Here is a 23,492-nt window from a genome sequence, read left to right as displayed (position 1 = left end):
AGCCGCGCCTGCACACTCACGTACAGCGTCAGCCCAGCAACTCGGTCAGCGGGATGAAAGTCACCTCATCCCCTGCGGTCAACGTACGCCCCTCAAGCACTTCCACTAACCCGTCTGCCCACGCAGCACTGCGCAGGACGCCCGAACTCTGGTTCCGGTAGATGGTGGCCTTGCCCTGCTCCAGACGTCCGCGCAAGTATTCACGGCGATTGCCGGCCTGGGGCCAAGCGAACCCTGCCGGTACCGAAAACTTCAGCGGCTGCAGATCCTGCACGCCCTGGCGGCGTAACAGATACGGCCGCGTCAGCAAGGCAAAGGTCACCAGAGTCGACGCAGGATTGCCAGGCAGGCCGATGACCGGAACCCCACGAAAATGGCCTACAGTCAGTGGCTTGCCCGGTTTGATCGCGAGTTTCCACAGAGTCAGCTCACCTTCTTCCCTGAGCGCAATGCCAAGGAAATCCGCTTCGCCTACCGAAACGCCACCGGTCGACAGAATCAGATCGACGTCCTGCAATTCGCCAAGCTTCGCGCGGGTGGTCGGCAAATCATCCGGAAGAATCCCGGCATCGATCACCTCACAACCCAGGCGCTGCAACCAGCTGCACAGCAACACGCGATTACTGTTGTAAATCTGCCCCGGGCCCAGCGCTGTACCCGGCTCGACCAACTCATCGCCAGTTGACAGAACAGCCACGCGAACCTTGCGCACCACATCCAGCGCGGCACAGCCCAAGGACGCGGCCAGACCCTGCTCGATCGGTCCCAGTCGGGTGCCTGCGGGCAAGACCAATTCCCCAACCGTGGTTTCCTGGCCCTGCGGGCGAATGTTTTGCCCCACGATCATCGGCTCAGTAAACACCACGCGCTCGTCGGCCAGCACCTGAACGTTTTCCTGCATTTCAACGCAGTCAGCACCCGCAGGCACCGGCGCCCCCGTGAAGATTCGCGCGCAGGTTCCGGGCTGCAATGGTTCTGGCGCCTGTCCGGCAAAGATTTTCTGGCTGACGAACATCGGCTCGCCACTCCAGTCCGCCAGGTTCAGGGCGTAACCGTCCATGGCACTGTTCGGCCAGGGAGGCAGGTCTAGCGTAGCAATCAGATCCTGCGCCAGCACCCGCCCTTCAACCTCGGCCAATGGCAGATGCTCACGCTCGCGAATCGGCGCAGCTTCGGCTATTTCCAGCAACCGTGCCAATGCCGCTTCCACCGGCATCAACGCCCCGGTTTTGCCCGGCTTACCCGCGGGATTCACAAGGCGCCGCCTGTTTCAGATGAGGCACGAAATTGCACGGGCGATGCCGCGAATCCAGTTGCTCGGCGAGAATGCCGTCCCACCCGGTGCGTACCGCGTTCGTCGAGCCCGGCAGGCAGCAGACCAGCGTGCCATTGGCCAACCCGGCCAACGCACGGGACTGCACGGTTGAGGTGCCGATATCGGCCACTGAAATCTGGCGGAACAGTTCGCCGAAACCATCAACCTGTTTGTCGAGCAAACAGGCAACCGCTTCCGGGGTGCTATCTCGGCCGGTAAAGCCGGTGCCGCCGGTGATCAACACCACCTGCACCACATCGTCGGCAATCCAGTTGGCAACCTGGGCGCGAATTTTATACAGATCATCCTTGAGCAAAACCCGCTCGGCCAGATTGTGGCCAGCAGCGCTGAGGCGGTCGACAAAGACCTGGCCCGAGGTGTCGGTTTCCAGGGTGCGGGTGTCGCTGACTGTCAGCACCGCGATATTCAGCGGTACGAAAGGTACATCAGCCTTGGCTTTCATAGGCTCGTCCAGTTGTAGGAAAAACAGCCCGGTGTTATATCACAGCGCTGCATTTTTTCGCCGCCCCGGGAGAGTTGCCATGACCTCGAATCCGCCATTGCCGCCCTGCTCCATCTTGCTCTTGGCAGGCGGACGCGGCCAGCGCATGGGTGGCCAGGACAAAGGCCTGATCGAGTGGCAGGGTGAACCGCTGATTGCACATCTGCAGCGCAAAGTGCGTCCGCTCACCGACGATCTGATCATCTCCTGCAACCGCAATCGTGAACTGTATGCGCCGTTCGCTGACCAGTTGGTAGCGGATGGAGAGGCTGACTTTCCCGGCCCGTTGGCCGGGATTCTTGCGGGACTCAAAGCTGCACGTCACAGCCACCTGCTGGTTCTGCCGTGCGATGTACCGAGCATTGATGAGCCGCTGTTGCGCGACATGCGCGAAACCGCCAATCAGCATCGTGAAAAACCTTTAATGTTGCGCCATGACGCGCATTGGGAACCACTGCTTTGCGTAATACCGAAGGCGCTGTTGCCGATATTTGAAGAGGCCTGGAACGCCGGCGAGCGTAGCCCCGGGCGGATCATGCGCAGCCTCGGCGCCAGCGCGCTGGAATGCCCGGACCACGACCCGCGGCTGGCCAATCTCAATACCCCCGAACTGTTAAGTGCGCACAAGTCTGTGTCAGACTGACACCATGCAAGGAACTTGCACGCTTCGGATACGTCTCAAGCTCAGTAACCAAAAGAATTATTCCTTCGGAGACACACTCATGACTCAACGGACTCTCGCCACTTTCATGCTCGCACTGGGCCTCGCTTCCCTCGCCGGTTGCGCTTCGCCAACAGTGATCACCTTGAATGACGGTCGCGAAATCCAGGCTGTCGACGCGCCTAAGTACGACGAAGATTCGGGCTTCTACGAGTTCGAACAGCTGGACGGCAAGCAGACTCGCATCAACAAGGATCAGGTCCGCACCGTTAAAGAGCTGTAAGCTCTCAGGTTCGCATTTGATACAGAAAAGCCCGCATTCTTGCGGGCTTTTTCATGGGCGAAAGAAAAACGTGATCACCAGTGCAAGGTGATTTCACTCGCGAATTCACGTTGCTGCTTCGTCACCGGATCAACAAATCGTAACCCTTGCGCCAGCAACTTGAGCGGATTGGCGTAATCATCCTCGATGCCTTTCAAGACGTGCGGATAAAACGGATCGTTGCAGATACTCGCGCCCAGCGCTGTCATGTGCACGCGTAACTGATGCTTCTTGCCGGTCACCGGATACAGCCCGTAACGCCACAGATCGCCATTCATTTCCCGCACTTCCACTGCCGTTTCAGTGTTGCTGACCCCCGGCCCTTCCTGCATGCGGAAAAACGGTTCGCCATCGACCAGACGGCTCTTGTGCACCAACGGGAAGTTCAGTTCGGGCAGCGCAGCGGCAATCGCCTCATAGCGTTTTTCGATCTGCCGCGTCGGAAACAACGACTGATATGCCGAACGCGTCTGCGGATTGGCCGAGAAAATCACCAACCCCGCCGTGTGCCGGTCAATCCTGTGCAAAGGCACCAGATGCGGATTATCCAAACGCCGGATCAGCCTGCGTAGCAGGGTCTGCTCGACGTATTCACCCGCCGGGGTCACCGGCAGGAAATGCGGTTTGTCCGCCACCACAAGATGCTCATCGGCGTAGAGAATCGACTCGAGCACCGGGATCGGTTTTTCATCCGGCACTTCGCGGAAGTAGTGAATGCGCAGGCCTTCCTTGTATGGCAAGTCCAGCGCTATAGGTTGCCCTTCGGCGTTCAGCACCCGGCCGCGGGCAATTCTGTCCAGCCACTGCTCGCGGCTGATCGCTCGAAAATGTTCGCACAGACAATCAAGCACCGTAAGCCAGGTACCCGGTGGCAGATAAAGCGTGCTGGCCTGATTGTGGGCCGCGGAAAATGTTGAACTGGACATATGAAATTCGAACCCTCAATGCAGACGGGCATTATCCAGCACGCCGTGAAACGAACCTAGCGCCGATTCCTCTGCGTGATTCAGGCCGGAATCGATTTGAGCGCTGCGGCTTCAGTGAACTCCTTGAGCCAGCGCAACACATCGACGGCTTCCCAACGCACCGGATCGTACAAGGCATACAGCAAACCCTGATACCCGACCACGTCGAGCTGCTTGTGGTAGCCGGCACGCTGGAACAGCGCCTCGATCTCGGCAAAGCAGGTGTTGAAATGCAATTTGTTGAACGGGGTCTTGCCTTCCGTGACCAAGCCGTCCAGGCGCAATTCGATGACGGCCTCGCGCACCACTTCCGCCGACATCCGGTTCACGCTGCTCTTCAACTGTTCGACATTGACCACGGTGCTGCCCTCTGACTTCCGATTCGCCTGCCTGCCGCAAAAAAGCAACGATCCGAGCAGGCCAACCCAATTACTGTATGCACATACAGTAACCGAATAAACCCGAGAGTGCCAACCAAGGGACGACCGATTGCGATGAGCGGAGTAGTAAGCGATCAGGGGCAAGGAACGCTTAACTGAGAAACGCCACGACCTCATCGGCACTGAACGGCCAACCCAGTTCCGCACCGGTATCGACCCGGCGTAGCACCGGAATCCGCAAGCTATAGGCCTCGAACCAGCGTTCGTCTTCAGCAATGTCCACCAATTCCACCAGCAGACCATGCTCGACGAAAGGCATCAGCTCGGCTTCGGCGACTTCACACAGATGACACCCCAAGGTGCCGAACAGTTGGCATTCAGGAGGCATGATTGCTCATCCAAAAATTCGAGTGCCCCATTCTAGGCCTGCGTCGAAAGTCCGTCGACCCGCCCAGGCAGCTCGATCCCGCTCCACGCAAAATCCTGACGCACATCAGTCAGCCGAATTGCGATTTGCAGCATGCTTCGGTGTTTTTTACTTCTACGCTTGAAATGCTTGACCCTGCCTGCGGAGTGTTTTGTGTTTGCCAACCTGTTGATCATTCTTGCGTCATCCCTGGTGATGATTGCCCTGTTCCGCCGCCTGCGCCTGCCGCCGGTGCTCGGTTACCTGTGCGTGGGCCTGATGGTCGGGCCGACCGCGTTCAACTGGATCAACGAAAGTGAACACCTGCCGGATCTGGCTGAGCTGGGGGTGGTGTTTCTGCTGTTTTCCCTCGGGCTGGAATTTTCGCTGTCGAAAATGATTGCCCTGCGCAAGGTGGTGTTTCGTCTGGGCAGCCAGCAGGTGTTTATCAGCGCGATCCTGCTCGGTGGCGTGTTGATGCTGCTGGGCATGCCGCTCACCCCTGCGCTGCTGCTCGGGGCAGGCCTGTCGCTGTCATCTACCGCCATTGTGACCAAGGAACTGGGCAGTCTGGGCGAGATATTCAGCAGCCACGGCCAGAATGCCGTCGGTGTTCTGCTGTTTCAGGATGTAGTGGCGGTTCTGCTGCTGACGCTGGTGCCAGTGTTCGCCGGCAGCAGTGAGCAAGCCTGGTATTGGGCGTTGCCGCTGACGCTGGGGAAAACCGTGGTGTTGTTTCTCGGCCTGCTGCTGGCCAGTCGCTGGCTGTTGCCGCGTTTGTTTCAGGAAGTGGCGGCGTCGAAGTCGGCGGAGCTGTTCGTGCTGTTGGCGCTGGTGATTGTGTTGCTGACCGCATGGCTGACGCACCTGCTCGGCCTGTCCCCGGCTCTCGGCGCATTCCTTGCCGGCATGTTGCTGGGAGAAAGCCATTATCGGCATCAGATCGAGGCCGATATCCGACCGTTTCGCGACATCCTGCTCGGACTGTTTTTCGTCAGCATCGGCATGCTGATCGACGTGCATTTGTTCGTCAGCCACAGCCTGTTGATCGTCGGTCTGACCCTCGGCCTGCTGTTGATCAAGGGCACTGTAGTGGCGTTGTTGGTGAAGTGGCGCGGCAGCGACAGTGAAACCGCCTGGCGCAGCGGTCTGGCGCTGGCTCAAGGCGGCGAATTCTGTTTCGCCTTGATGGCGCAGATGCAACAGAACCGCTTGTTGCCCGACGATCTCGGCCCCCTGCTCCTCGCCGCAACCTTCTGTTCGATGCTGCTGACGCCGTTACTGTTGCGTGCCGCCCCGCGCGTTGCCGGCGCACTGCACCGAAAACCGAATCAGGAAGCGCAGATCGAACAGATCAGCGCACTCAATGCCGGGCTCAATCAGCACGTGGTCATATGTGGCTATGGCCGTGTCGGTCAATCCATCGGCCGCTTCATGCGCAACGCCGGCCAACCTTTCATTGCCCTGGACAGTGATCCGGTGCGCGTGCAGGAAGCCGCGGCTGCCGAAAGCGACGTGCACTACGGCGACTCCACGCGCGGCGAGCTGCTGACAGCTGTCGGCCTGCTACGCGCAAGGCTTTTGGTGATTGCCGTAGATCAGAGCGATATCGCCTTGCGCGTGCTCAAGGAAGCGCGGCAACTCAATCCGCGCGTGCCGATTCTGGTACGCACCCGCGATGACGGTCAATGGGCGGAACTCAAAGCTGCCGGCGCCACTGAAGTGGTGCCGGAGCTGCTGGAATCGAGCCTGATGCTCGCGTCTCACGCCTTGATCCTGCTCGGGTTGCCCGCGCATCAAGTGCAGGAGAAAGTCGATCAGGTGCGCATTGACCGCTATCGCTTGCTACACGGCTTTTACCCGGGGGCTGAGGATGAAGAAAGTTAATCCTGCCTTACCGCGCCGATCGTGCGCAGCGACAGATCAGCACCGGAAACCGCGAAGCCGCCGCTATTATCCAGACCGGAATTTGTCCGGCTGCACGCCCGGCAACAGCGCATGGCAGTCGGTCAACGCACCACGACACAGCAAAAATTGTACCTGCGACTTGTAATGAACCTTCACGCATGGCTCATACTCGAACGCTTCAGAACGCGGCTTTTTACCGAAGCTATGAACAGCCAATTACGGAGATCACCCATGGCCAGCATCAAGGCAAAGACTGCTCAAGAAATCCTGATGAACGACTTCCAGACTCTGGTCAGCGACACCGAACGTCTGCTTGAACACACGGCAGCTATCGCCGGCGATCAGGCCGACGAGTTGCGCGATCAGATCCACGACAGCCTGCTGCGCGCGCGCGAAACGCTGAAGTTGACCGAGGACACCTTGCGCGATCGCGGTCAGGCCGCGGTTACCGCCACCGAGGACTACGTGTCGGCCAATCCTTGGCAATCGGTGGGCATCGCCGCTGGCGTGGGCTTTCTGATCGGCCTGTTGGCCACTCGGCGCTGATTATGTCGATCGGCGAATCCGGCCCGTTTGCAGCGGGCACCAGTTCCTCCACGCGGCGTCTGGGCGCCGCCGTCCTCGGCTTGCTGCACAGTCATGTGGAATTGTTCGGCATCGAATTGCAGGAGCAGAAAGCCCGCACCGTCAGCCTGCTGTTGTTCGCAGGCCTGGCTTTAGTGTTTGGCTTGCTACTGCTGGTAGGTTTGTCGACTCTGGTGTTGATCGTGTTCTGGGACACCTATCGTCTGGCCGCGATCATCGGGCTGTGCGTGTTCTACACCCTGGCGGCAATTTTCTGTGGATTGCGCCTCAAGGCGGCGATCTTCGATGAGTCCTCGCCCTTCCACGGTACTTTGGAAGAGCTGGCCAACGACCGGGAGCGCCTGCTGCCATGAGTCTGCCTGAACTTCCACACAACGGCTCACGCCGGGAAATGCGCAAGGCGTTGATCCGTCTGCGCATGGAAATGCACCGCCAGGAAATTCGTCATGAAACCGCGCAAGTGCTGCAACCCTTGCAGCGCATGCGCGGCATGACACAAAACCTGCAAGGTGGTTTCGGCATCAAGCACGCGCCGCTCTGGGGCGTAGCCGCTGTCACACTGCTCGGTTTCATCACCGGCAAAGGCGCGAAAAGCGGCGGTGTCGGTGGTCTGACCCGATTGGTTCGCCTGGGCACCAGCCTCGGGCCGCTGATCAAACTGGTCATGCAGAGCTCGGGCAAACGCTGACGCCGAGCATCTGGCTGCATTCTTGCAAAGGCTGCGGGATTGAATCTCTTATCCGGAGGTTCAATCCCGCGCGCCTATCCGGCCGACTGGAACATCCAGAACAAGAATGACTAAGGAGGCCCCGTGATCGACGGGCAACCGCTCGCCTGCTTTCAACCTTTCATCGACACCGCTACCGGACGCATTGCCGGCGTTGAAGCACTGGGGCGGCTGCGTCAGGCCGATGGTCAACTGACCTCGGTCGGCCCGCTGTTCGCCGTCCCGCACACTCCGGCAATTGCATTGCGACGCCTCGACCGACAGATTCGTGACAACGCCTTGAGTCGCCTGCATGAAGCGCCGCCCGACTGGTTTCTCAGCCTGAACATATCGCCGCGCTGGATCAGCCGCCTGCGCGCCGATCAGGATTTGCCGAGCCTCAAGCAAATCGCCCGACACGGCGTCGATCCGCAGCGCATCGTCTTCGAAATCACTGAGTTGGGCGGCAACAGCCAGCGTCTGGTCGAGGTGGTCAAGCGCTACCGCGATGCCGGGGCGCGGATTGCCATCGACGATTTCGGCGCCGGCTATTCGCAACTGGACCGCGTACTGGCCTTGCAACCGGACATCCTCAAGCTCGACATGCGTCTGTTTCAGGCGGCAGCCCTCGGCGGGCCGAGCAGCGATGTGGTCAAGGCACTGGCGCAAATGGCCGAGAAAACCGGCTGCTGGATCATTGCCGAAGGCGTGGAAACCGAAGCGCAGCTGAATTTCGCACTCGAATGCGGATCGCGCTACGTGCAAGGCTTTCTTTTTGCACGGGCGGAGGAAGCGTTTTTCTCCACCGACGCATTCGTCCCGCGCTTCGCCGAACTGCGTCAGCGCTATGTAAAACAGAAACTGGCCGAACGCGGTCAATTGATGAGCATGCGCCGCCAACTCGGCGAGCTGATGAGCATTCTGCAAACCTGGGCTCAAGCGCGCGCGCCACTCAGCGCCCTGCCGCAACTGGACGCCTTTCCGTGGCTGTTGCGTTTCTACCAGTGCGATCGGCATGGCACGCAACTGACGCCGAATCTGGAATGGCGCGCGAGCGGCTGGATCGCCGACAACCGTTATCTGGGCCACAACTGGTCGTGGCGACCGTACTTCTATCATCTGCTGGCAGAGGGCTGGGAAGAGCGTCGACTGACGCTGTCCAACACCTACCGCGACGCCACCAGCAACCAGTACTGCCTGACTGCCGGACAGTTTTTCGACAACGGCGAACGCCTGCTGCTGATCGACATCGACGCTGCCGGGCTGTAGTTGCGCTTGCGGATGCCAGCGCGAACCGGGAAGCTACGGCATCAGTCACCTGACGGAGAGAATCAGCCTTGGATTGGCAGACCCTGCTCAACCGCGAACGCCTCGGAAAACCGCTGCACAGCCCGCAAGAACTCGGCCGCAGCCCCTTCCACAAAGACCATGACCGGATCATTTTCTCCGGCGCCTTTCGCCGTTTGGGACGCAAGACCCAAGTGCATCCGGTGTCGAGCAACGACCATATCCACACACGCCTGACCCATTCGCTGGAAGTCAGCTGTGTCGGCCGCTCGCTGGGCATGCGTGTCGGCGAAACCTTGCGCAGCGCCCTGCCCGACTGGTGTGACCCGAGCGACCTGGGCATGGTCGTGCAATCGGCCTGCCTGGCGCACGACATCGGCAACCCGCCATTCGGCCACTCCGGCGAAGATGCGATTCGTCACTGGTTTCAGCAAGCGGCCGGACGCGGCTGGCTCGATGCGATGAGCGAGGCCGAACGCGGCGACTTTCTCAATTTCGAAGGCAACGCCCAAGGCTTTCGCGTGCTCACCCAGCTCGAATATCACCAGTTCGACGGTGGCACCCGGCTGACCTACGCGACCCTCGGCACTTACCTCAAGTACCCGTGGACTGCGCGCCACGCCGACGCCCTCGGCTACAAGAAACACAAGTTCGGTTGCTATCAGAGCGAGTTGCCGTTGCTCGAACAGATCGCCCACAAGCTCGGCCTGCCGCAGATCGAAGACCAGCGTTGGGCGCGCCATCCGTTGGTGTACCTGATGGAAGCGGCGGATGACATCTGCTATGCGCTGATCGATCTGGAAGACGGCGTCGAAATGGAGCTGCTCGAGTATTCCGAAGTCGAAGCCTTGCTGCTCGGCCTGGTCGGCGACGATCTGCCGGAAACCTATCGCCTGCTCGGGCCGGAGGATTCGCGCCGGCGCAAACTGGCGATCCTGCGTGGCAAGGCCATCGAACACTTGACCAACGCCGCCGCCCGAGCGTTCGTCGAGCAACAGGATGCGTTGCTCGCGGGTACCTTGTCCGGCGACCTGGTGGAGCATATGCATGGCCCGGCCAAACGTTGCGTGTTGAACGCCAAGGACATCGCCCGCAGGAAAATCTTCCAGGACAAACGCAAGACTCTGCATGAGATCGGCGCCTACACCACGCTGGAGATTCTGCTCAATGCGTTCTGTGGCGCAGCCCTGGAACAACACAATGGTCGAACGCCCTCGTTCAAGAGTCGCAGGATCCTCGACCTGCTCGGCAACAATGCGCCAGACCCGCAAGGTCCGTTGCACGCTTCGTTCTTGCGCATGATCGACTTCATCGCCGGCATGACCGACAGCTACGCCAGTGATATGGCGCTGGAGATGACTGGACGCTCCAGCCATTGAAACACTGCCCGGGCCGCCAGTGATTGACCGGCCCAAGCATAATAAAACCTCAAATAACAACTGAAGATTAATCTCCAGCTGTTATTTGAGATTAAACAAACAGACTTTCAGCAATACACGCCGCCCACATCGAAATATCACAACTGCCGAAGCCACTTCTCTACCTACGTCATACCTAGTTCGCGCGTAGTCACATTCTTCATTACTTGTAGGATTAATCCTAGATTGCAGCTGAAGGCCTGTCAGTCCATGCGACCACTCGTCCATCTGAGCTAAGGTGCGCCCTTTATTTGCGCTCGTATGGGATTTGATTATGAACTCCGTTTTTATTGTCGACGATCACCCGGTCATTCGCCTCGCGGTTCGAATGTTACTGGAACATGAAGGTTATAAAGTCGTCGGAGAAACCGATAACGGGGTCGATGCCATGCAGATGGTTCGCGAATGCTTGCCCGACCTGATCATTCTCGATATCAGCATTCCCAAGCTGGACGGCCTGGAAGTCCTCGCCCGCTTCAACGCCATGAGCTCGCCATTCAAGACTCTGGTACTCACCGCGCAGTGCCCGACCTTGTTCGGAATTCGCTGCATGCAATCCGGGGCGTCGGGTTATGTGTGCAAACAGGAAGACTTGAGCGAACTGGTCAGCGCAATAAAAGCCGTACTTTCCGGTTATAACTACTTCCCGAGTCAAGCCTTGAACCCTGTTCGCAATGATGATGTGCGTTATGCAGAACTGGAGCTATTCAAATCCGTCAATGACCGCGAACTCATGGTCTTGCAACTATTCGCCCAAGGACGTACCAACAAGGAAATTGCCAAAGGCATGTTTCTGAGCAACAAGACCGTAAGCACTTATAAAAAACGTCTGATGCAGAAGCTCAAGGCCAGGTCCCTGGTAGAACTTATCGAAATGGCCAAACGTAACGCACTTGTGTGAGAGCCAACATGCCCCGCGGTTTAAAGAATTTCCTGATTGCACTTGGCGCTGGTGTTTGTTTCAGCACTTTTGCGACCGCCACGCCCAATAGTGCGCAAGAGCTCACTTTGCTCAGTCGCTCAATGAAGGGATCAATACCGCTCTTGCTTGAACCTTCGCAACAGGAATGGCTGCGCACGCGCAACGAGTTGATTCTGGGCACGTCAGCTCCAGACTACCCACCGTTCGACATGACCGCCGGTGGCAACGATTACGAAGGTTATACCGCGGACTATGCCGGCCTCGTTGGCCAGGCGACGGGGCTACCCATCAAGGTCAAACGCTTTGCCTCGCGCGATGCTGCAATTCGTGCATTGATCGATGGCAATATCGACATGCTCGGTACCGCCAACGGCTTCGAGGCCAGCAACGCGAATATCGTCCTGTCGCGGCCCTACGCCATCGACCAGCCGGTGCTGGTGACCCGAGAAGGCGAAACCCGCGCCCTGTCGGAGGGGTTGGCCGGCTTGCGCCTGAGCATGGTTTATCACTATCTCCCGCTGAACGAGGTCAGGACTTTATACCCCAAAGCCCTGATCACCTCCTGGCCGTCCTATCAGAACGCGATCAATGCGGTCGCCTTCGATCAGGCCGACGTATTCCTCGGCGATACCATTTCCACTCACTACATGATCAACAAGGGTTACCTGAACAACGTGCGGATGGCCAACTTCGGCAAGCACGAGGCGCACGGATTCAGCTTCGCAGTGCTGCGCAGCAACGTGCAACTGCTGGGCGTCATCAACGCAGCGCTCAAGGCTGTGTCGGGCAACGAACGGGAAAACATCGCCAAGCGCTGGAGCGCCGGCAGCGACATATTGCTCACCGATCAAAAACTGCAACTGACCACACGCGAAGAGCAATGGCTGAAAAAGAACCCGGTGGCCAGCGTAGTGGTCAACGAGGCGTTCGCGCCGCTGACGTTCTTCGACAGCGAGGACAACTTCCGCGGCATCAGCGCTGACTTGCTCGAATTGATCCGCCTGCGCACTGGGCTGCGCTTCGAAATCCGTCGCAGCCGCAGCGATGCAGAAATGATCAAACAGGTTGAAAGTCATCAGGCCGATTTGATCGCAGCCTTGCTGCCAACCGATCAGCGTGAGGAAACCCTGAATTTCAGTCGTCCCTACCTCGAGAATTCCTACGTGCTGTTGACCCGCAAATCGGCCGACAGTCCAACCCATCTGGGACAGCTCAAACGCAAGCGGCTGGCGATTGCCCAGGGCAACCCGATGATCGCGTACCTGCGCCGCGAGTTTCCGCGGATTCAGTTGATCGAAACACCTGACACCTTCAGCGCAGTGGCAATGCTTGACGAAGGCCAGGTCGAAGGCGCGGTCAATTCGTTGGTCATTGCCAACTATTTCATCGGCTCACGGATCTTTGAACATCCTTTGCAGATCACCACCACGATAGGCACGCGCCAAGCGGCTTTCTCGCTGGCGACCGCCAAGGACAGCACCGAGCTGGCTTCGATCATCGACAAGACTTTGATGAGCATCACGCCTGAAGAGCTGGGCATCATCAACGGTCGCTGGCGCGGTTATTCGAGCCTTTCGCAAGGCACCTGGCGCCATTACCAGCGCCTGTTCTATCAAGTGATCGGCACGGGCTGTCTGCTGTTGCTGCTGTCACTGCTGTGGAATGCCTACATGCGCCGCCAGATCAATCAGCGCAAGGCCGCCGAGCGGGCGCTGAACGACCAGCTGGAGTTCATGGGTTCGCTGGTCAATGGCACGCCGCACCCGATCTACGTGCGTGACCGCCAGGGTTTGCTGCAAAGTTGCAACGACAGCTATCTCCAGGCGTTCAATGCCCGCCGCGAAGACGTGATCGGCAAAAGCGTGATGCAGGGCGCAATGAACAACGCTTTCGAAGCCAGGGTTTATCAGGCGGACTATCAGCGGGTGGTGGCCGAGGGCAAGGCGCTGGTGCTCGACCGGCCACTGCATATCGGCAATCGCCGGTTGACGATCTATCACTGGATCCTGCCGTATCGCGACTCCAGCGGCGAAGTGCAAGGGATCATCGGTGGCTGGATCGATATCAGTGAACGCCGCGAACTACTGGACGAGCTACGTAGCGCGAAAGAGCGCGCGGACGATGCCAATCGGGCCAAAAGTACCTTCCTGGCCACCATGAGTCATGAAATCCGCACCCCGATGAATGCCGTGATCGGCATGCTTGAGCTGACACTCAAGCGTATGGATCAGGAGCATCCGGACCGCTCCAGCATTGAAACCGCCTACCACTCGGCCAAAGACCTGCTGGGCCTGATCGGCGATATTCTGGATATTGCGCGGATCGAATCCGGGCGCCTGAGCCTGAGCCCGGAGCGGATCAATCTGATCGACACCATTGGCTCGGTGATCAGAATTTTCGAAGGTCTGGCCCGACAAAAAAGGCTCACCCTGCTTCTGAGCGTCTCGCCGGCGGAGTTGAACGTTGACGTCTGCCTCGACCCGTTGCGCTTCAAGCAGGTACTGTCGAACCTGATCAGCAATGCCATCAAGTTCACCGAAAGCGGGCATGTGCGGGTCACGCTGGATCTTCTGGCCAGTGATTCCCCGAGTTGCTCTCTGGTGCAGTTGACCGTCCAGGACAGCGGCGTTGGTATCAGCGCCGAAGACCAGCGCCAACTGTTCCAGCCTTTTACCCAGGCGCACAATCCCGGACTGAAAACCGGAGGCGGCGCGGGCCTTGGCCTGGTCATCAGCCGCAACCTGTGCGAAATGATGGGCGGCAAACTGCAGCTGAGCAGTCAGCCCGGAATCGGCACGCAAGTAAGCGTTTCCCTGCCCCTGAACATTCTGCCCGCCGAGGTCAAATCAGCAACCAGCCAACCTGAAATCCAGCCTGCCGCTGCGCCCCTGAGCGTGCTCGTGGTCGACGATCATCCGGCCAATCGCCTGTTGATGTGTCAGCAACTGGAGTTTCTCGGGCATCACTTCTGCATCGCCGAAGAAGGCGGCAGCGGGCTGGAAAAATGGAAGAACGGCTCGTTCGACCTGGTCATCGCAGACTGCAACATGCCGGTGATGAACGGCTACGAGCTGACCCGCGCGATTCGCCGACATGAACAGCACACTCGACGCCCGCCGTGCACCGTGCTGGGCTTTACCGCCAACGCTCAACCCGAGGAGATTTTGCGTTGCAAGCAGGCCGGCATGAACGATTGCCTGTTCAAGCCGCTGAGCCTGAGTGTCCTGAGCGAGTGGGTCAACAGCATCCAGCCGCTGTTTCAGACCCCGGCATTCAATGTGCAGGGCCTCAACCTGCTCACGGGCGGCAACCCACTCCAGGCGCGGCGCTTGCTGGCCGAGTTGCTCAACAGCAGCCGGATCGATCGGCAAGACCTGCTGGCACTGTCCGCCGAGCATGATCGTCAGGCGCTTGCGGCGATTGCCCACAAAATCAAGGGCGCCGCGCGCATTGCTCAGGCGACGCGCCTGATCGACAGTTGCGATGCACTCGAAGAAGCCTGCCTGCAAGCAATGCCGCTGGAAGAAATCGAACGGCGCTGCAAAGCAAGCAGCCTGGCTATCCTCGAACTCGAGCGGGCACTCGAACAACAACTTGTGCTGAGTGAGCAAAGCGAAATGAGCCCGGGTTAACTATGCTTGGGCGCTGAGCAGTGTGTTTAACATCACGGAGCGACCGCAATGCCCAGCCCACTGCGCCCGGATCAACGCCGGTTTCCTCTGCACGTACACATCAGCGTCATGTTCACCTTTCTGCTGCTGCTCACCGGGATCGTGCTCGGGCTGTTCAATTACCGGCAGACCACGCAGATCATCCTGTCGAGCAGCGAAAAGCTGTTCAACCGCATCGAGCAGGATGTGCGCGTTGACTTGCAGGCCACTTACGCACCGATCCGCCATCTGCTGAGCCTGCTGGCGGATAACCCGGCCACCGAGGCGTCCGGCCTCGAACAACGGCTGGCGTTGCTCAAACCCTTTGCCCGCTCACTCACCGACAACCCGGATCTGGCGTCGCTCTACCTCGGTTATGCCAACGGTGATTTTTTCATGGTGCGGCCCTTGCGCAGCGCAGCACTGAAAAGCTTGCTCAAGGCGCCAGAAACCGCGGCGTATCAGGTGTGGAGCATCGAGCATGACGCCACCGGCGAATCGCGTTCTCAATCCTTGTTCTTTGATCAACTGCTAGTGCCGCTGGGCCGCCAGGACAATCCTGACGACGCCTATGATCCGCGCAGTCGCGCCTGGTACAGCAACGCGCGGCAACAAACCGAGCAGATCACCACCGAACCCTACGTGTTTTTTTCCACGCACAACGTCGGCACCACCCTCGCCCGCCGCAGCGGCGACCATGCCGTCATCGGCGCCGACCTGACCCTTGATACCCTTTCCGCAACCCTGACCAAACACGTGGTGACGCCAGCGACGGAGATCGTCCTGTTCGATGCCGACGGCAATGCCGTGGCCTACCCCGATAGCAGCCGACTGATCGTCGATGATCGCACTGCGCGCCTGGCCAAGGCTGCCGACCTGAGTCCGAGCCTGCATGCACTGCTGACTGGTGAACATACCGGCAACCGCCTGGAAGCCGAGGGTCGGCAATGGATCGTCGCCCGCAGCAGCCTGCAGGAAGGCGGGCCGCAAGGTCTGCAGATGGCATTGCTGGTGCCCGAAGACGAATTGCTGGTCGACGCTTACCGCATGCGCTGGCAAGGCGCGCTGATCACCCTCGCGACCTTGCTCCTGTGCCTGCCACTCGGTTGGCTGATTTCGCGCATTCTGGTCAAACCACTGCACGCACTGGTCAAGGAAGCCGATGCGATCCGCAGTTTCGATTTCAATTTTCCCGTGACCCGCCGCTCCCCGGTGCTGGAGGTCGATCAGTTGAGCGTGTCGATGGCGCGCATGAAGGAGACACTCTCGAGCTTCTTCCGCATCACCGACAGCCTGACCGCCGAAACCCGCTTCGCCCCGCTGCTGCAACGGGTGCTGTTCGAAACGGTGCAGATTGCTCAGGCCCAGGCCGGCCTGATCTACCTGCGCGAGAGCGACGGCAATCGCATGGAGCCTTCCGGATTGGTGATCGACGGGACTTCGCAAGCGCTGGCGTCGTTCGATATCCAAGGCCAGAGCCTCGACGCCGCGCAGAGTCCGGCATGGTTTGAGCAACTGACGAACGCCGACAATGTGGTGAGCAACCTCGGCTTCGAACAGGCCGCCGATCTGCAAAAAATCCTGCTGGCCATGGCTGCGCCGCGTGTGCACCTGATCGGCATCCGACTGCGCAATCGCCACAATGAAACCGTTGGCCTGCTGATTCTGTTGATCAATGACAGCGGCGCTCAGGCCGATCTGGAGAAGCTGCGTCCTGACCGCATCGCCTTCCTGCAAGCGGTGTCCGGCGCGGCGGCGGTGAGTATCGAAAGCCAGCGCCTGCAAGCCAGACAGAAACAACTGCTGGATGCGTTCATTCAATTGTTGGCCGGGGCGATCGACGCCAAAAGTCCTTACACCGGCGGGCACTGTCAGCGCGTACCGGAACTGACGCTGATGCTCGCGCATGCCGCCGCTGCCAGTCAGAAAACCCAATTTCGTGACTACCACCCCAGCGAGGATGAGTGGGAAGCCTTGCACATCGCTGCGTGGCTGCACGACTGCGGCAAGGTCACCACGCCGGAATACGTGGTGGATAAAGCCACCAAGCTGGAAACCATCAACGATCGTATCCATGAAATCCGCACCCGCTTCGAAGTGCTTAAACGCGATGCCTGGATCAGTTACTGGCAGGCATTGGCCCGTGGCGGCGATGAAACGCAGCTGGCCAAATTACGTGACGAACTTCTCGCCGGTCTGGACGATGACTTCGCCTTCGTCGCGCGCTGCAATCTGGGCAGCGAAGCCATGGCGGAAGCCGATCTGCAACGCCTCGCACAAATCGCTCAGCGCACCTGGAGCCGCACGCTGGACGACCGCCTGGGCGTGTCCTGGGAAGAGAACCGGCGTCAGGCGCAAACACCGCCACCGATCTTGCCGGTCAGCGAATCGTTGTTGGCGGACAAGCCCGAACATCTGCTCGAGCGCGCCGACAGCGAACTGATTCCGGCGGACAATCCGTGGGGTTTCAAACTCGACGTGCCGCGTTATAAATACAACCGCGGCGAGCTGTACAACCTGAGCATTACCCGCGGCACGCTGACCCGCGAGGAGCGTTACATCATCAACCATCACATGGTGCAGACGATCCTGATGCTCAGCCACCTGCCCTTCCCCGGCCACTTGGACAGCGTCGCGGAAATCGCCGGTGGGCATCACGAAAAAATGGACGGCAGCGGTTATCCGAAACGTCTCAAGCGCGAAGAGATGAGCCTGCCGGCGCGGATGATGGCGATCGCCGACATCTTCGAAGCGCTGACCGCCGCCGACCGCCCGTACAAGAAGGCCAAGACCCTCAGTGAGGCGCTGGGAATCATGGCCACCATGTGCCGCGAGGCACATATCGATGCCGAATTGTTCGGGCTGTTCATCAGCGACGGCGTGTACCTGCAATACGCCCTGCGTTTTCTCGATCCAAAGCAGATCGATGCAGTCGACCCCGACGCCGTGTTGCTCAAGGCCGGGATCAAGCCTTGATCAGCAGTCGGTCAGACGCAGAAAGATCGCCGCCAGTTGCTCGATACCGGCCTGATCAGCAGCACCGAAACGGGCAATTTTCGGGCTGTCGAGATCGAGCACGCCGATCAGGCGACCATCCTTGACCAACGGCACGACCAATTCACTGTTCGACGCACTGTCGCACGCGATATGGCCGGGGAACGCGTGAACGTCTTCCACTCGCTGCGTCTGCAAGGTTGCAGCTGCCGCACCGCACACACCACGACCGAACGGAATGCGCACGCAAGCGATCTGGCCCTGAAACGGGCCGAGCACCAGCTCTTCGTTGCGGTTGAGGTAGAACCCGGCCCAGTTCAGATCATCGAGCTGGTTAAACAGGAACGCTGAAAACTGCGCCGCGTTGGCGATAAAATCGCGCTCGTCCGCCAGCAGCGACTCCAGTTGCGCGGCCAACATGCCATAACCTTCCAGGCCCTGGCCGCTCTGTTGCAAATCAATCATGCCTTGTGCTCCAGCAATTTCAGTCCCACCCAATATCGGGCGAATTGGTACGCGCAGCGTCCGTTGCGATTGCCGCGGCCAGTGGCCCAGCGCACGGCGAGGATGTCCAGCGCTTCGTCGCGCTGCCAGCTCAGATTGGCCTTGGCCGCCAACTGGCCGATCCAGTGTTCAACGACGTTGAGGAAATGTTCTTGGGTAAACGGATAAAACGACAGCCACAGGCCGAAGCGATCCGACAGCGCGATCTTGTCTTCCACCGCTTCGCTTGGGTGCAACTCGCCGTCCACGCGTTTCCAGTTTTCATTGTCACTTTCTTTCTCCGGCACCAGATGGCGACGGTTGGAGGTGGCGTACAGCAGCACGTTGTCCGGCGCCTGTTCCAGCGAGCCATCGAGCACGCTTTTGAGTACGCGGTAATCGCCTTCGCCAGACTCGAACGACAAGTCGTCGCAAAACAACACGAAACGTTGCGGCAGCTTGCCGATCTGCTCGACCACGCGCGGCAAGTCTGCCAGGTGATCGCGCTCGATCTCGATCAAACGCAGGCCGGCGCTGGCATGTTCCGCCAGCAGCGCGCGCACCAGCGAGGATTTTCCGGTGCCGCGCGAACCCCAGAGCAAAGCGTGGTTGGCCGGCATGCCATCGAGGAACTGCCGGGTGTTGCGCCCCAGCTGCTCCAACTGCCGATCCACGCCGATCAGGTCGGACAGGCGCATGTCGAGGCTGACGTCCAGCGGCAGCAGATAGCCGGTGCGGCCGTCACGCTGCCAGCGGGCGGCGAGGCAGGTGTTCCAGTCGATGACCGGGCGTGTTGCCGGCAGCAACGGTTCGATACGTGCCAGAACCGACTCGGCGCGCTCAAGAAAAGCATTCAATCGGGAATCCACGTCTTCTCCTCGGGCTCGTTCACAGTGATGATGGCGATGCGGCGATGATGTACAGCGTTCGACACCGGCCCGACCCTTGTTACAAGGCGATTCGGGAACCCCGTTATCCGTACGTGATCGACTATGCTTGAGCAGCGAAGGGAAACGGAAGTGGTTCAACACCCCATGGATATCAAATTCACCCACCGGCTGTCATACAAACAGGCCCGGCTTACCGTGCTGGTCGGGTTCATTCTGGGCACGCTGCTCAGCCTGCTGCAAATCGGCATCGATTATGCCAGCGAAGACGCCTCCATCAACCGGGAAATCCTCTCGTTGCTGGAAATCAGCCATAACCCGGCATCGCGCATCGCCTACAACATCGACGCCGAACTGGCGCAAGAGCTGACACTGGGCCTGCTGCGCTCGCCCGCAATCATCTCCGCGCAGTTGACCGACAACAACCAGACGGTGCTGGCCAGCGTCAAACGCCCGGAGCTGCAAAGCGGTTACCGGATGATCAGCGACTTCCTGTTCGGTGCCAAACGCCAGTTCGAGGACCGCCTGTACCTCGATCACTTACCCAACGAATCACTCGGCATCCTCAGCCTTGAAGTCGACACTTACGCGTTTGGCAGCCGCTTCCTGCGCCGCGCCGAGATCACCCTGCTCAACGGCTTCGCCCGCAGTCTGATCCTCACCGGGATTCTGCTGGCGTTGTTCTACGTGATGCTGACCAAACCTTTCGTGCGGGTGATTCGCGAACTCAGCGGCCGCGATCCGCGCAGCGCCGAACCGACCACACTGGAATGCCCGGCCGGGCACGCCAATGACGAAATCGGCGTACTGGTCAAAGTCGCCAATCAACAGTTTGAAAACATCGCCACGGAAATCCAGCAACGGCGCAACGCCGAAAATCGCCTGACCGAATACCTCGCGCGACTGGAAGACATCGTCTCGGCGCGCACCGCTGAACTCAAAGCGATCAACGCCCGGCTCAGCCAATCCAATCAGGAACTGGAAGTCGCGCGCAGCACTGCGCTGGACATGGCCGAAGCGCGCTCGGCATTTCTCGCCAACATGAGCCATGAAATCCGCACGCCGCTGAATGGCTTGCTGGGAATGATTGCGCTGTCGCTCGACGGCCCGCTCAACGCCGAACAGCAACAGCAACTGTCGATTGCCCACGACTCGGGCAAGGTCCTGGTGGAGTTGCTCAACGATATTCTCGACCTGTCGAAATTCGACGCCGGGCAACTGGAGCTTGAGCACATCCCGTTCGACCTCGGTTCGCTGATCGAAGACACCGCCAACCTGCTGTCGCAGAACGCCGCACCGAGCGTCGAGCTGACCTGTTTGATCGATCCGCATTTTCCCGCACTGGTACTCGGCGACCCCACGCGGGTGCGGCAGATCGTCAGCAACCTGCTGTCCAACGCGCTGAAATTCACCCGCTTCGGCCGGGTCGACGTGCGCCTGTCGACCTGCAAGGACGGCGTGCGCATTGAAGTCTGCGATACCGGCATCGGTATTGCGCAGGACGCGCAGGTGAAGATCTTCCAGCCATTCACCCAGGCCGGCGCCGGCATCACTCGTCAGTACGGCGGCACCGGGTTGGGTCTGGCGCTGACCTACAACCTGTGCGAAGCGATGCAGGGGCGCCTGACCATCAGCTCCGAGGCCGGGTTCGGCAGTCAGTTCTGCGCTGAGCTGCCGCTGCCCTGCCACACCCGCGCGGTAACGCCCCCGCCGTTGAACGGCAAAATCCTCGCCATCACAGGCACCAGCAGCGGTCTGGCAGAAATGTTGAAAACCCAGCTGCCGGTCTGGGGGCTGAGTTATGAACAACGCACGATCGATGACTCGCTACTGGGTCTGGCGCCGGATGTGCTGATAACCGATTGCCCGGAATGCCTGTTCGGCCTGCGCCCGACGCTGACTGCGCCGATTCTGCTGGTGACGGCCTACGGCAGCTTTCTGCCCAGCGAAGAAGCCGCTGCACTGGCGCCGTTGCAGCAGCAGGCACGGCCGCTGGCGCGCAATGCGCTGTATCAGAATCTGCGCCGCACCCTGCAACCGGACATCGCCACGATCGACGACACGCGCCTGGTAGCGCCGCCATCGCGACGACGCGGGCGCGTGCTATTGGTCGAAGACAATCCGGTCAACCAGTTGGTGGCCAAAGGCATGCTCGGCAAACTCGGTTGTGAGGTGGTGGTGGCCGCCCACGGCGCTGAAGCGCTGGATCAGCTGGAACATGACGAATTCGATCTGGTGCTGATGGACTGCAACATGCCGGTGATGGATGGCTACGAGGCGAGCCGGCAGATCCGCCAGAGCGGCCGCTGGCCAGCCTTGCCGATCGTCGCCCTGACCGCTAACGCGATGTCCGAAGAACGCGAACGCTGCCGCCAGGCGGGCATGAGCGACTACCTGGCCAAGCCGTTTCGCCGCGAAGAACTGGCCGCGCTGCTCGATCAGTGGATTCCCGCTACGCCAGCGCTTTGATCTGCCCCAACAGGTGATCGAGGCCGTTGCGCAAATCGTTGAGCTGGTCCAGATCGACCCCGCTGTCACACAGCAAACGGGCCTTGATCGGCCCGACTTGCTCGCGCAATGCCTGACCATCGGGCGTGAGGCTCAGATGCACCTCGCGCTCGTCCCGCGCCGAACGCTGGCGCTGCACCAATTGCAGCTGTTCCAGACGTTTTAGCAGCGGCGTCAGCGTTCCGGAGTCCAGTGCCAGACGTTCGCCCAGCGCCTTGACCGTCGGTTGCTCCGGCGCCGCGACCTGCCACTCCCACAACACCAGCATTGCGAGGTATTGCGGGTAGGTCAGGCCGAGCTGATTGAGCATGGGTTTATAGGCACGGATCACCGCGCGCGATGCGGCATACAGCTTGAAACACAGCTGGTTATCGAGCTGCAGCGAATCAACCGACAGCTTGCTCATTTGAGCAGGGCTTCGATCTCGCTGCTCAGATCCTGCGGCTTGGTGGTCGGGGCGAACCGCTTGACCAACTTGCCGTCCTTGCCGATCAGGAACTTGGTGAAGTTCCACTTGATGCCCTGCGACCCGAGCAGACCGGGTGCGCGTTTCTTCAACTGCACGAACAGCGGATGCGCGTCGGAGCCATTGACGTCGATCTTCTTGAACAGCGGGAAGCTCACGCCGTAGTTGATCTCGCAGAACTCGCTGATCGCGCCCTCATTGCCCGGCTCCTGCTTGCCGAACTGATTGCACGGAAAGCCCAGCACCACCAGCCCTTGGTCCTTGTAGGTCTGCCACAACTCTTCAAGACCTTTGTATTGCGGGGTAAACCCGCACTTGCTCGCGGTGTTGACCACCAGCACCGCCTTGCCGGCGAAATCGGCGAGGGTCTTCTGCTCACCCTTGATGGTGGTGCACGGGATGCTCAGCAGGTTATCGCTCATGGTGCGCACTCGAAATAGTTGAGAAGCGCTAAAAGTAGCGATCAATTGAATTGTGTGCAATTTAATTATCCGAAAGGCGACCCGTGGATCGCCCGGACACCCTATTCGCGCGGCACCAGATCCAGGCATACCGAATTGATGCAGTAACGCAGGCCCGTCGGCGCCGGGCCGTCGGGGAATACGTGACCCAGATGCGCATCGCAGCGCGCGCACTTCACTTCGGTGCGGATCATGCCGTGGGTGGTATCACGGATTTCGCTCATCGCATTGTCGCCGATCGGCGCGTAGAAGCTCGGCCAGCCGCAGCCCGAATCAAACTTGGTCTTCGAATCGAACAGCGGCTCATTGCAGCAGATGCAGTGATAGACGCCGTCAGTCTTGGTGTCGTTGTATTTGCCGGAAAACGGTCGCTCGGTCGCACTCAGACGGCAGACGTTGTACTGCTCCGGATCGAGCATGGCTTTCCATTCTTCCAGGGTTTTCTGCAACTTTTCCATCATCACACCTCAGCGGCTGAAAAAGCCCGATCTGTACCTTTTCCACGGATCGGGTGGCACGTATGATTGCGCCTCGTCATACGCCAGTCTGGCAGCGGGATCCTGCGCATTCAAACGGATTCTGGTAACCGCCACTCAAGACACTTGCCTGTGTGAAGACGCAGCAATCCCAGCACGGTAGTCCATCCGCCGCCTGGATCGTTCATTT

The 23,492-nt window shown here is 59.7% G+C and carries 22 protein-coding genes; 12 read left to right on the top strand and 10 right to left on the bottom strand.

The window, feature by feature from the left end; all coding sequences use genetic code 11:
- Positions 1 to 28: 28 nt before the first annotated feature.
- Together glp and moaB are read right to left on the bottom strand one after the other, a co-directional pair.
- Complete coding sequence (gene glp, locus ACP7EE_RS07440; protein WP_426234062.1) at positions 29 to 1,255, bottom strand: gephyrin-like molybdotransferase Glp; 1,227 nt, start codon at positions 1,253 to 1,255, stop codon at positions 29 to 31.
- Entirely contained in the window at positions 1,239 to 1,778 is a 540-nt protein-coding gene (gene moaB / locus ACP7EE_RS07435) for a molybdenum cofactor biosynthesis protein B (protein WP_420650504.1), read from the bottom strand. Before moaB ends, glp begins: the two co-directional genes overlap by 17 nt.
- Positions 1,779 to 1,857: 79 nt before the next feature.
- On the opposite strand from moaB, the gene mobA reads away from it, so the two are divergent.
- Both mobA and ACP7EE_RS07425 read left to right on the top strand, forming a co-directional pair.
- Positions 1,858 to 2,460, top strand: a complete 603-nt coding sequence (gene mobA / locus ACP7EE_RS07430; protein ID WP_426234061.1) for a molybdenum cofactor guanylyltransferase MobA — start codon at positions 1,858 to 1,860, stop codon at positions 2,458 to 2,460.
- 79 nt (positions 2,461 to 2,539) lie between these two features.
- Entirely contained in the window at positions 2,540 to 2,761 is a 222-nt protein-coding gene (locus ACP7EE_RS07425; RefSeq protein WP_420650502.1) for a YgdI/YgdR family lipoprotein, read from the top strand.
- A 74-nt stretch (positions 2,762 to 2,835) separates the two neighbouring features.
- On the opposite strand, the gene ACP7EE_RS07420 is transcribed toward ACP7EE_RS07425, so the two are convergent.
- The 3 genes from ACP7EE_RS07420 to ACP7EE_RS07410 all read right to left on the bottom strand — a co-directional run bounded on the left by ACP7EE_RS07420 (position 2,836) and on the right by ACP7EE_RS07410 (position 4,533).
- Entirely contained in the window at positions 2,836 to 3,726 is an 891-nt protein-coding gene (locus ACP7EE_RS07420) for a pseudouridine synthase (RefSeq protein ID WP_426234060.1), read from the bottom strand.
- 80 nt (positions 3,727 to 3,806) lie between these two features.
- Positions 3,807 to 4,124, bottom strand: a complete 318-nt coding sequence (locus tag ACP7EE_RS07415) for a transcriptional regulator (protein WP_420650500.1) — start codon at positions 4,122 to 4,124, stop codon at positions 3,807 to 3,809.
- A 172-nt stretch (positions 4,125 to 4,296) separates the two neighbouring features.
- Complete coding sequence (locus tag ACP7EE_RS07410; RefSeq protein WP_426234059.1) at positions 4,297 to 4,533, bottom strand: glutaredoxin family protein; 237 nt, start codon at positions 4,531 to 4,533, stop codon at positions 4,297 to 4,299.
- Between the two features lie 192 nt (positions 4,534 to 4,725).
- Here ACP7EE_RS07410 and ACP7EE_RS07405 point away from each other — a divergent pair, with 192 nt between their 5' ends.
- From ACP7EE_RS07405 to ACP7EE_RS07365, 9 genes are all read left to right on the top strand, one after another.
- Positions 4,726 to 6,438, top strand: a complete 1,713-nt coding sequence (locus ACP7EE_RS07405) for a cation:proton antiporter (protein WP_426234058.1) — start codon at positions 4,726 to 4,728, stop codon at positions 6,436 to 6,438.
- A gap of 252 nt (positions 6,439 to 6,690) precedes the next feature.
- Positions 6,691 to 7,005 carry a DUF883 family protein gene (locus ACP7EE_RS07400; protein WP_420650497.1) on the top strand — a complete coding sequence of 105 codons (315 nt, stop codon included), beginning with the start codon at positions 6,691 to 6,693 and terminating at the stop codon, positions 7,003 to 7,005.
- Positions 7,006 to 7,007: 2 nt separating this feature from the next.
- Positions 7,008 to 7,397: a phage holin family protein gene (locus ACP7EE_RS07395; protein WP_420650496.1), complete on the top strand. Its 390-nt coding sequence runs from the start codon at positions 7,008 to 7,010 to the stop codon at positions 7,395 to 7,397.
- Positions 7,394 to 7,732: a hypothetical protein gene (locus ACP7EE_RS07390; RefSeq protein WP_420651172.1), complete on the top strand. Its 339-nt coding sequence runs from the start codon at positions 7,394 to 7,396 to the stop codon at positions 7,730 to 7,732. The genes ACP7EE_RS07395 and ACP7EE_RS07390 overlap by 4 nt, the downstream gene beginning before the upstream one ends.
- 123 nt (positions 7,733 to 7,855) lie before the next feature.
- Positions 7,856 to 9,019, top strand: a complete 1,164-nt coding sequence (locus ACP7EE_RS07385; RefSeq protein WP_420650494.1) for an EAL domain-containing protein — start codon at positions 7,856 to 7,858, stop codon at positions 9,017 to 9,019.
- Between the two features lie 68 nt (positions 9,020 to 9,087).
- Positions 9,088 to 10,416: a deoxyguanosinetriphosphate triphosphohydrolase gene (locus ACP7EE_RS07380; protein ID WP_420651173.1), complete on the top strand. Its 1,329-nt coding sequence runs from the start codon at positions 9,088 to 9,090 to the stop codon at positions 10,414 to 10,416.
- 313 nt (positions 10,417 to 10,729) lie between these two features.
- Entirely contained in the window at positions 10,730 to 11,356 is a 627-nt protein-coding gene (locus ACP7EE_RS07375; RefSeq protein ID WP_426203239.1) for a response regulator, read from the top strand.
- An 8-nt stretch (positions 11,357 to 11,364) separates the two neighbouring features.
- On the top strand, positions 11,365 to 15,009 hold the full coding sequence (locus ACP7EE_RS07370; RefSeq protein WP_426234057.1) for a transporter substrate-binding domain-containing protein: 3,645 nt from the start codon (positions 11,365 to 11,367) through the stop codon (positions 15,007 to 15,009).
- A gap of 48 nt (positions 15,010 to 15,057) precedes the next feature.
- Positions 15,058 to 18,003 (top strand): HD domain-containing phosphohydrolase, encoded by a 2,946-nt coding sequence (locus ACP7EE_RS07365; protein ID WP_426234056.1) that lies wholly within the window; start codon positions 15,058 to 15,060, stop codon positions 18,001 to 18,003.
- On the opposite strand, the gene ACP7EE_RS07360 is transcribed toward ACP7EE_RS07365, so the two are convergent.
- Both ACP7EE_RS07360 and ACP7EE_RS07355 read right to left on the bottom strand, forming a co-directional pair.
- Complete coding sequence (locus ACP7EE_RS07360) at positions 18,004 to 18,486, bottom strand: GAF domain-containing protein (RefSeq protein WP_426234055.1); 483 nt, start codon at positions 18,484 to 18,486, stop codon at positions 18,004 to 18,006.
- Complete coding sequence (locus ACP7EE_RS07355; RefSeq protein ID WP_420646669.1) at positions 18,483 to 19,373, bottom strand: ATP-binding protein; 891 nt, start codon at positions 19,371 to 19,373, stop codon at positions 18,483 to 18,485. The genes ACP7EE_RS07360 and ACP7EE_RS07355 overlap by 4 nt, the downstream gene beginning before the upstream one ends.
- A 165-nt stretch (positions 19,374 to 19,538) precedes the next feature.
- Between ACP7EE_RS07355 and ACP7EE_RS07350 the strand changes: the two genes are divergently transcribed.
- Complete coding sequence (locus tag ACP7EE_RS07350) at positions 19,539 to 21,860, top strand: response regulator (protein WP_426234054.1); 2,322 nt, start codon at positions 19,539 to 19,541, stop codon at positions 21,858 to 21,860.
- Here ACP7EE_RS07350 and ACP7EE_RS07345 read toward each other — a convergent pair.
- The 3 genes from ACP7EE_RS07345 to msrB form a co-directional block, all read right to left on the bottom strand.
- The gene (locus tag ACP7EE_RS07345) at positions 21,844 to 22,305 is read right to left on the bottom strand and encodes a MarR family winged helix-turn-helix transcriptional regulator (protein WP_420646667.1); all 462 of its coding nucleotides are present in this window, start codon (positions 22,303 to 22,305) and stop codon (positions 21,844 to 21,846) included. The two genes, ACP7EE_RS07350 and ACP7EE_RS07345, sit on opposite strands and share 17 nt — an antisense overlap.
- Positions 22,302 to 22,787: a glutathione peroxidase gene (locus ACP7EE_RS07340; protein WP_426203225.1), complete on the bottom strand. Its 486-nt coding sequence runs from the start codon at positions 22,785 to 22,787 to the stop codon at positions 22,302 to 22,304. Before ACP7EE_RS07340 ends, ACP7EE_RS07345 begins: the two co-directional genes overlap by 4 nt.
- A gap of 101 nt (positions 22,788 to 22,888) precedes the next feature.
- Positions 22,889 to 23,284 (bottom strand): peptide-methionine (R)-S-oxide reductase MsrB, encoded by a 396-nt coding sequence (gene msrB, locus ACP7EE_RS07335; RefSeq protein WP_426203222.1) that lies wholly within the window; start codon positions 23,282 to 23,284, stop codon positions 22,889 to 22,891.
- Positions 23,285 to 23,492 lie beyond the last annotated feature (208 nt).

Source organism: Pseudomonas sp. TWP3-2, assembly GCF_049897765.1.
Lineage (GTDB): Bacteria > Pseudomonadota > Gammaproteobacteria > Pseudomonadales > Pseudomonadaceae > Aquipseudomonas.
Note: the sequence above shows the minus strand (reverse complement) of the source record. Positions and strands in the feature narration are given on the sequence as shown.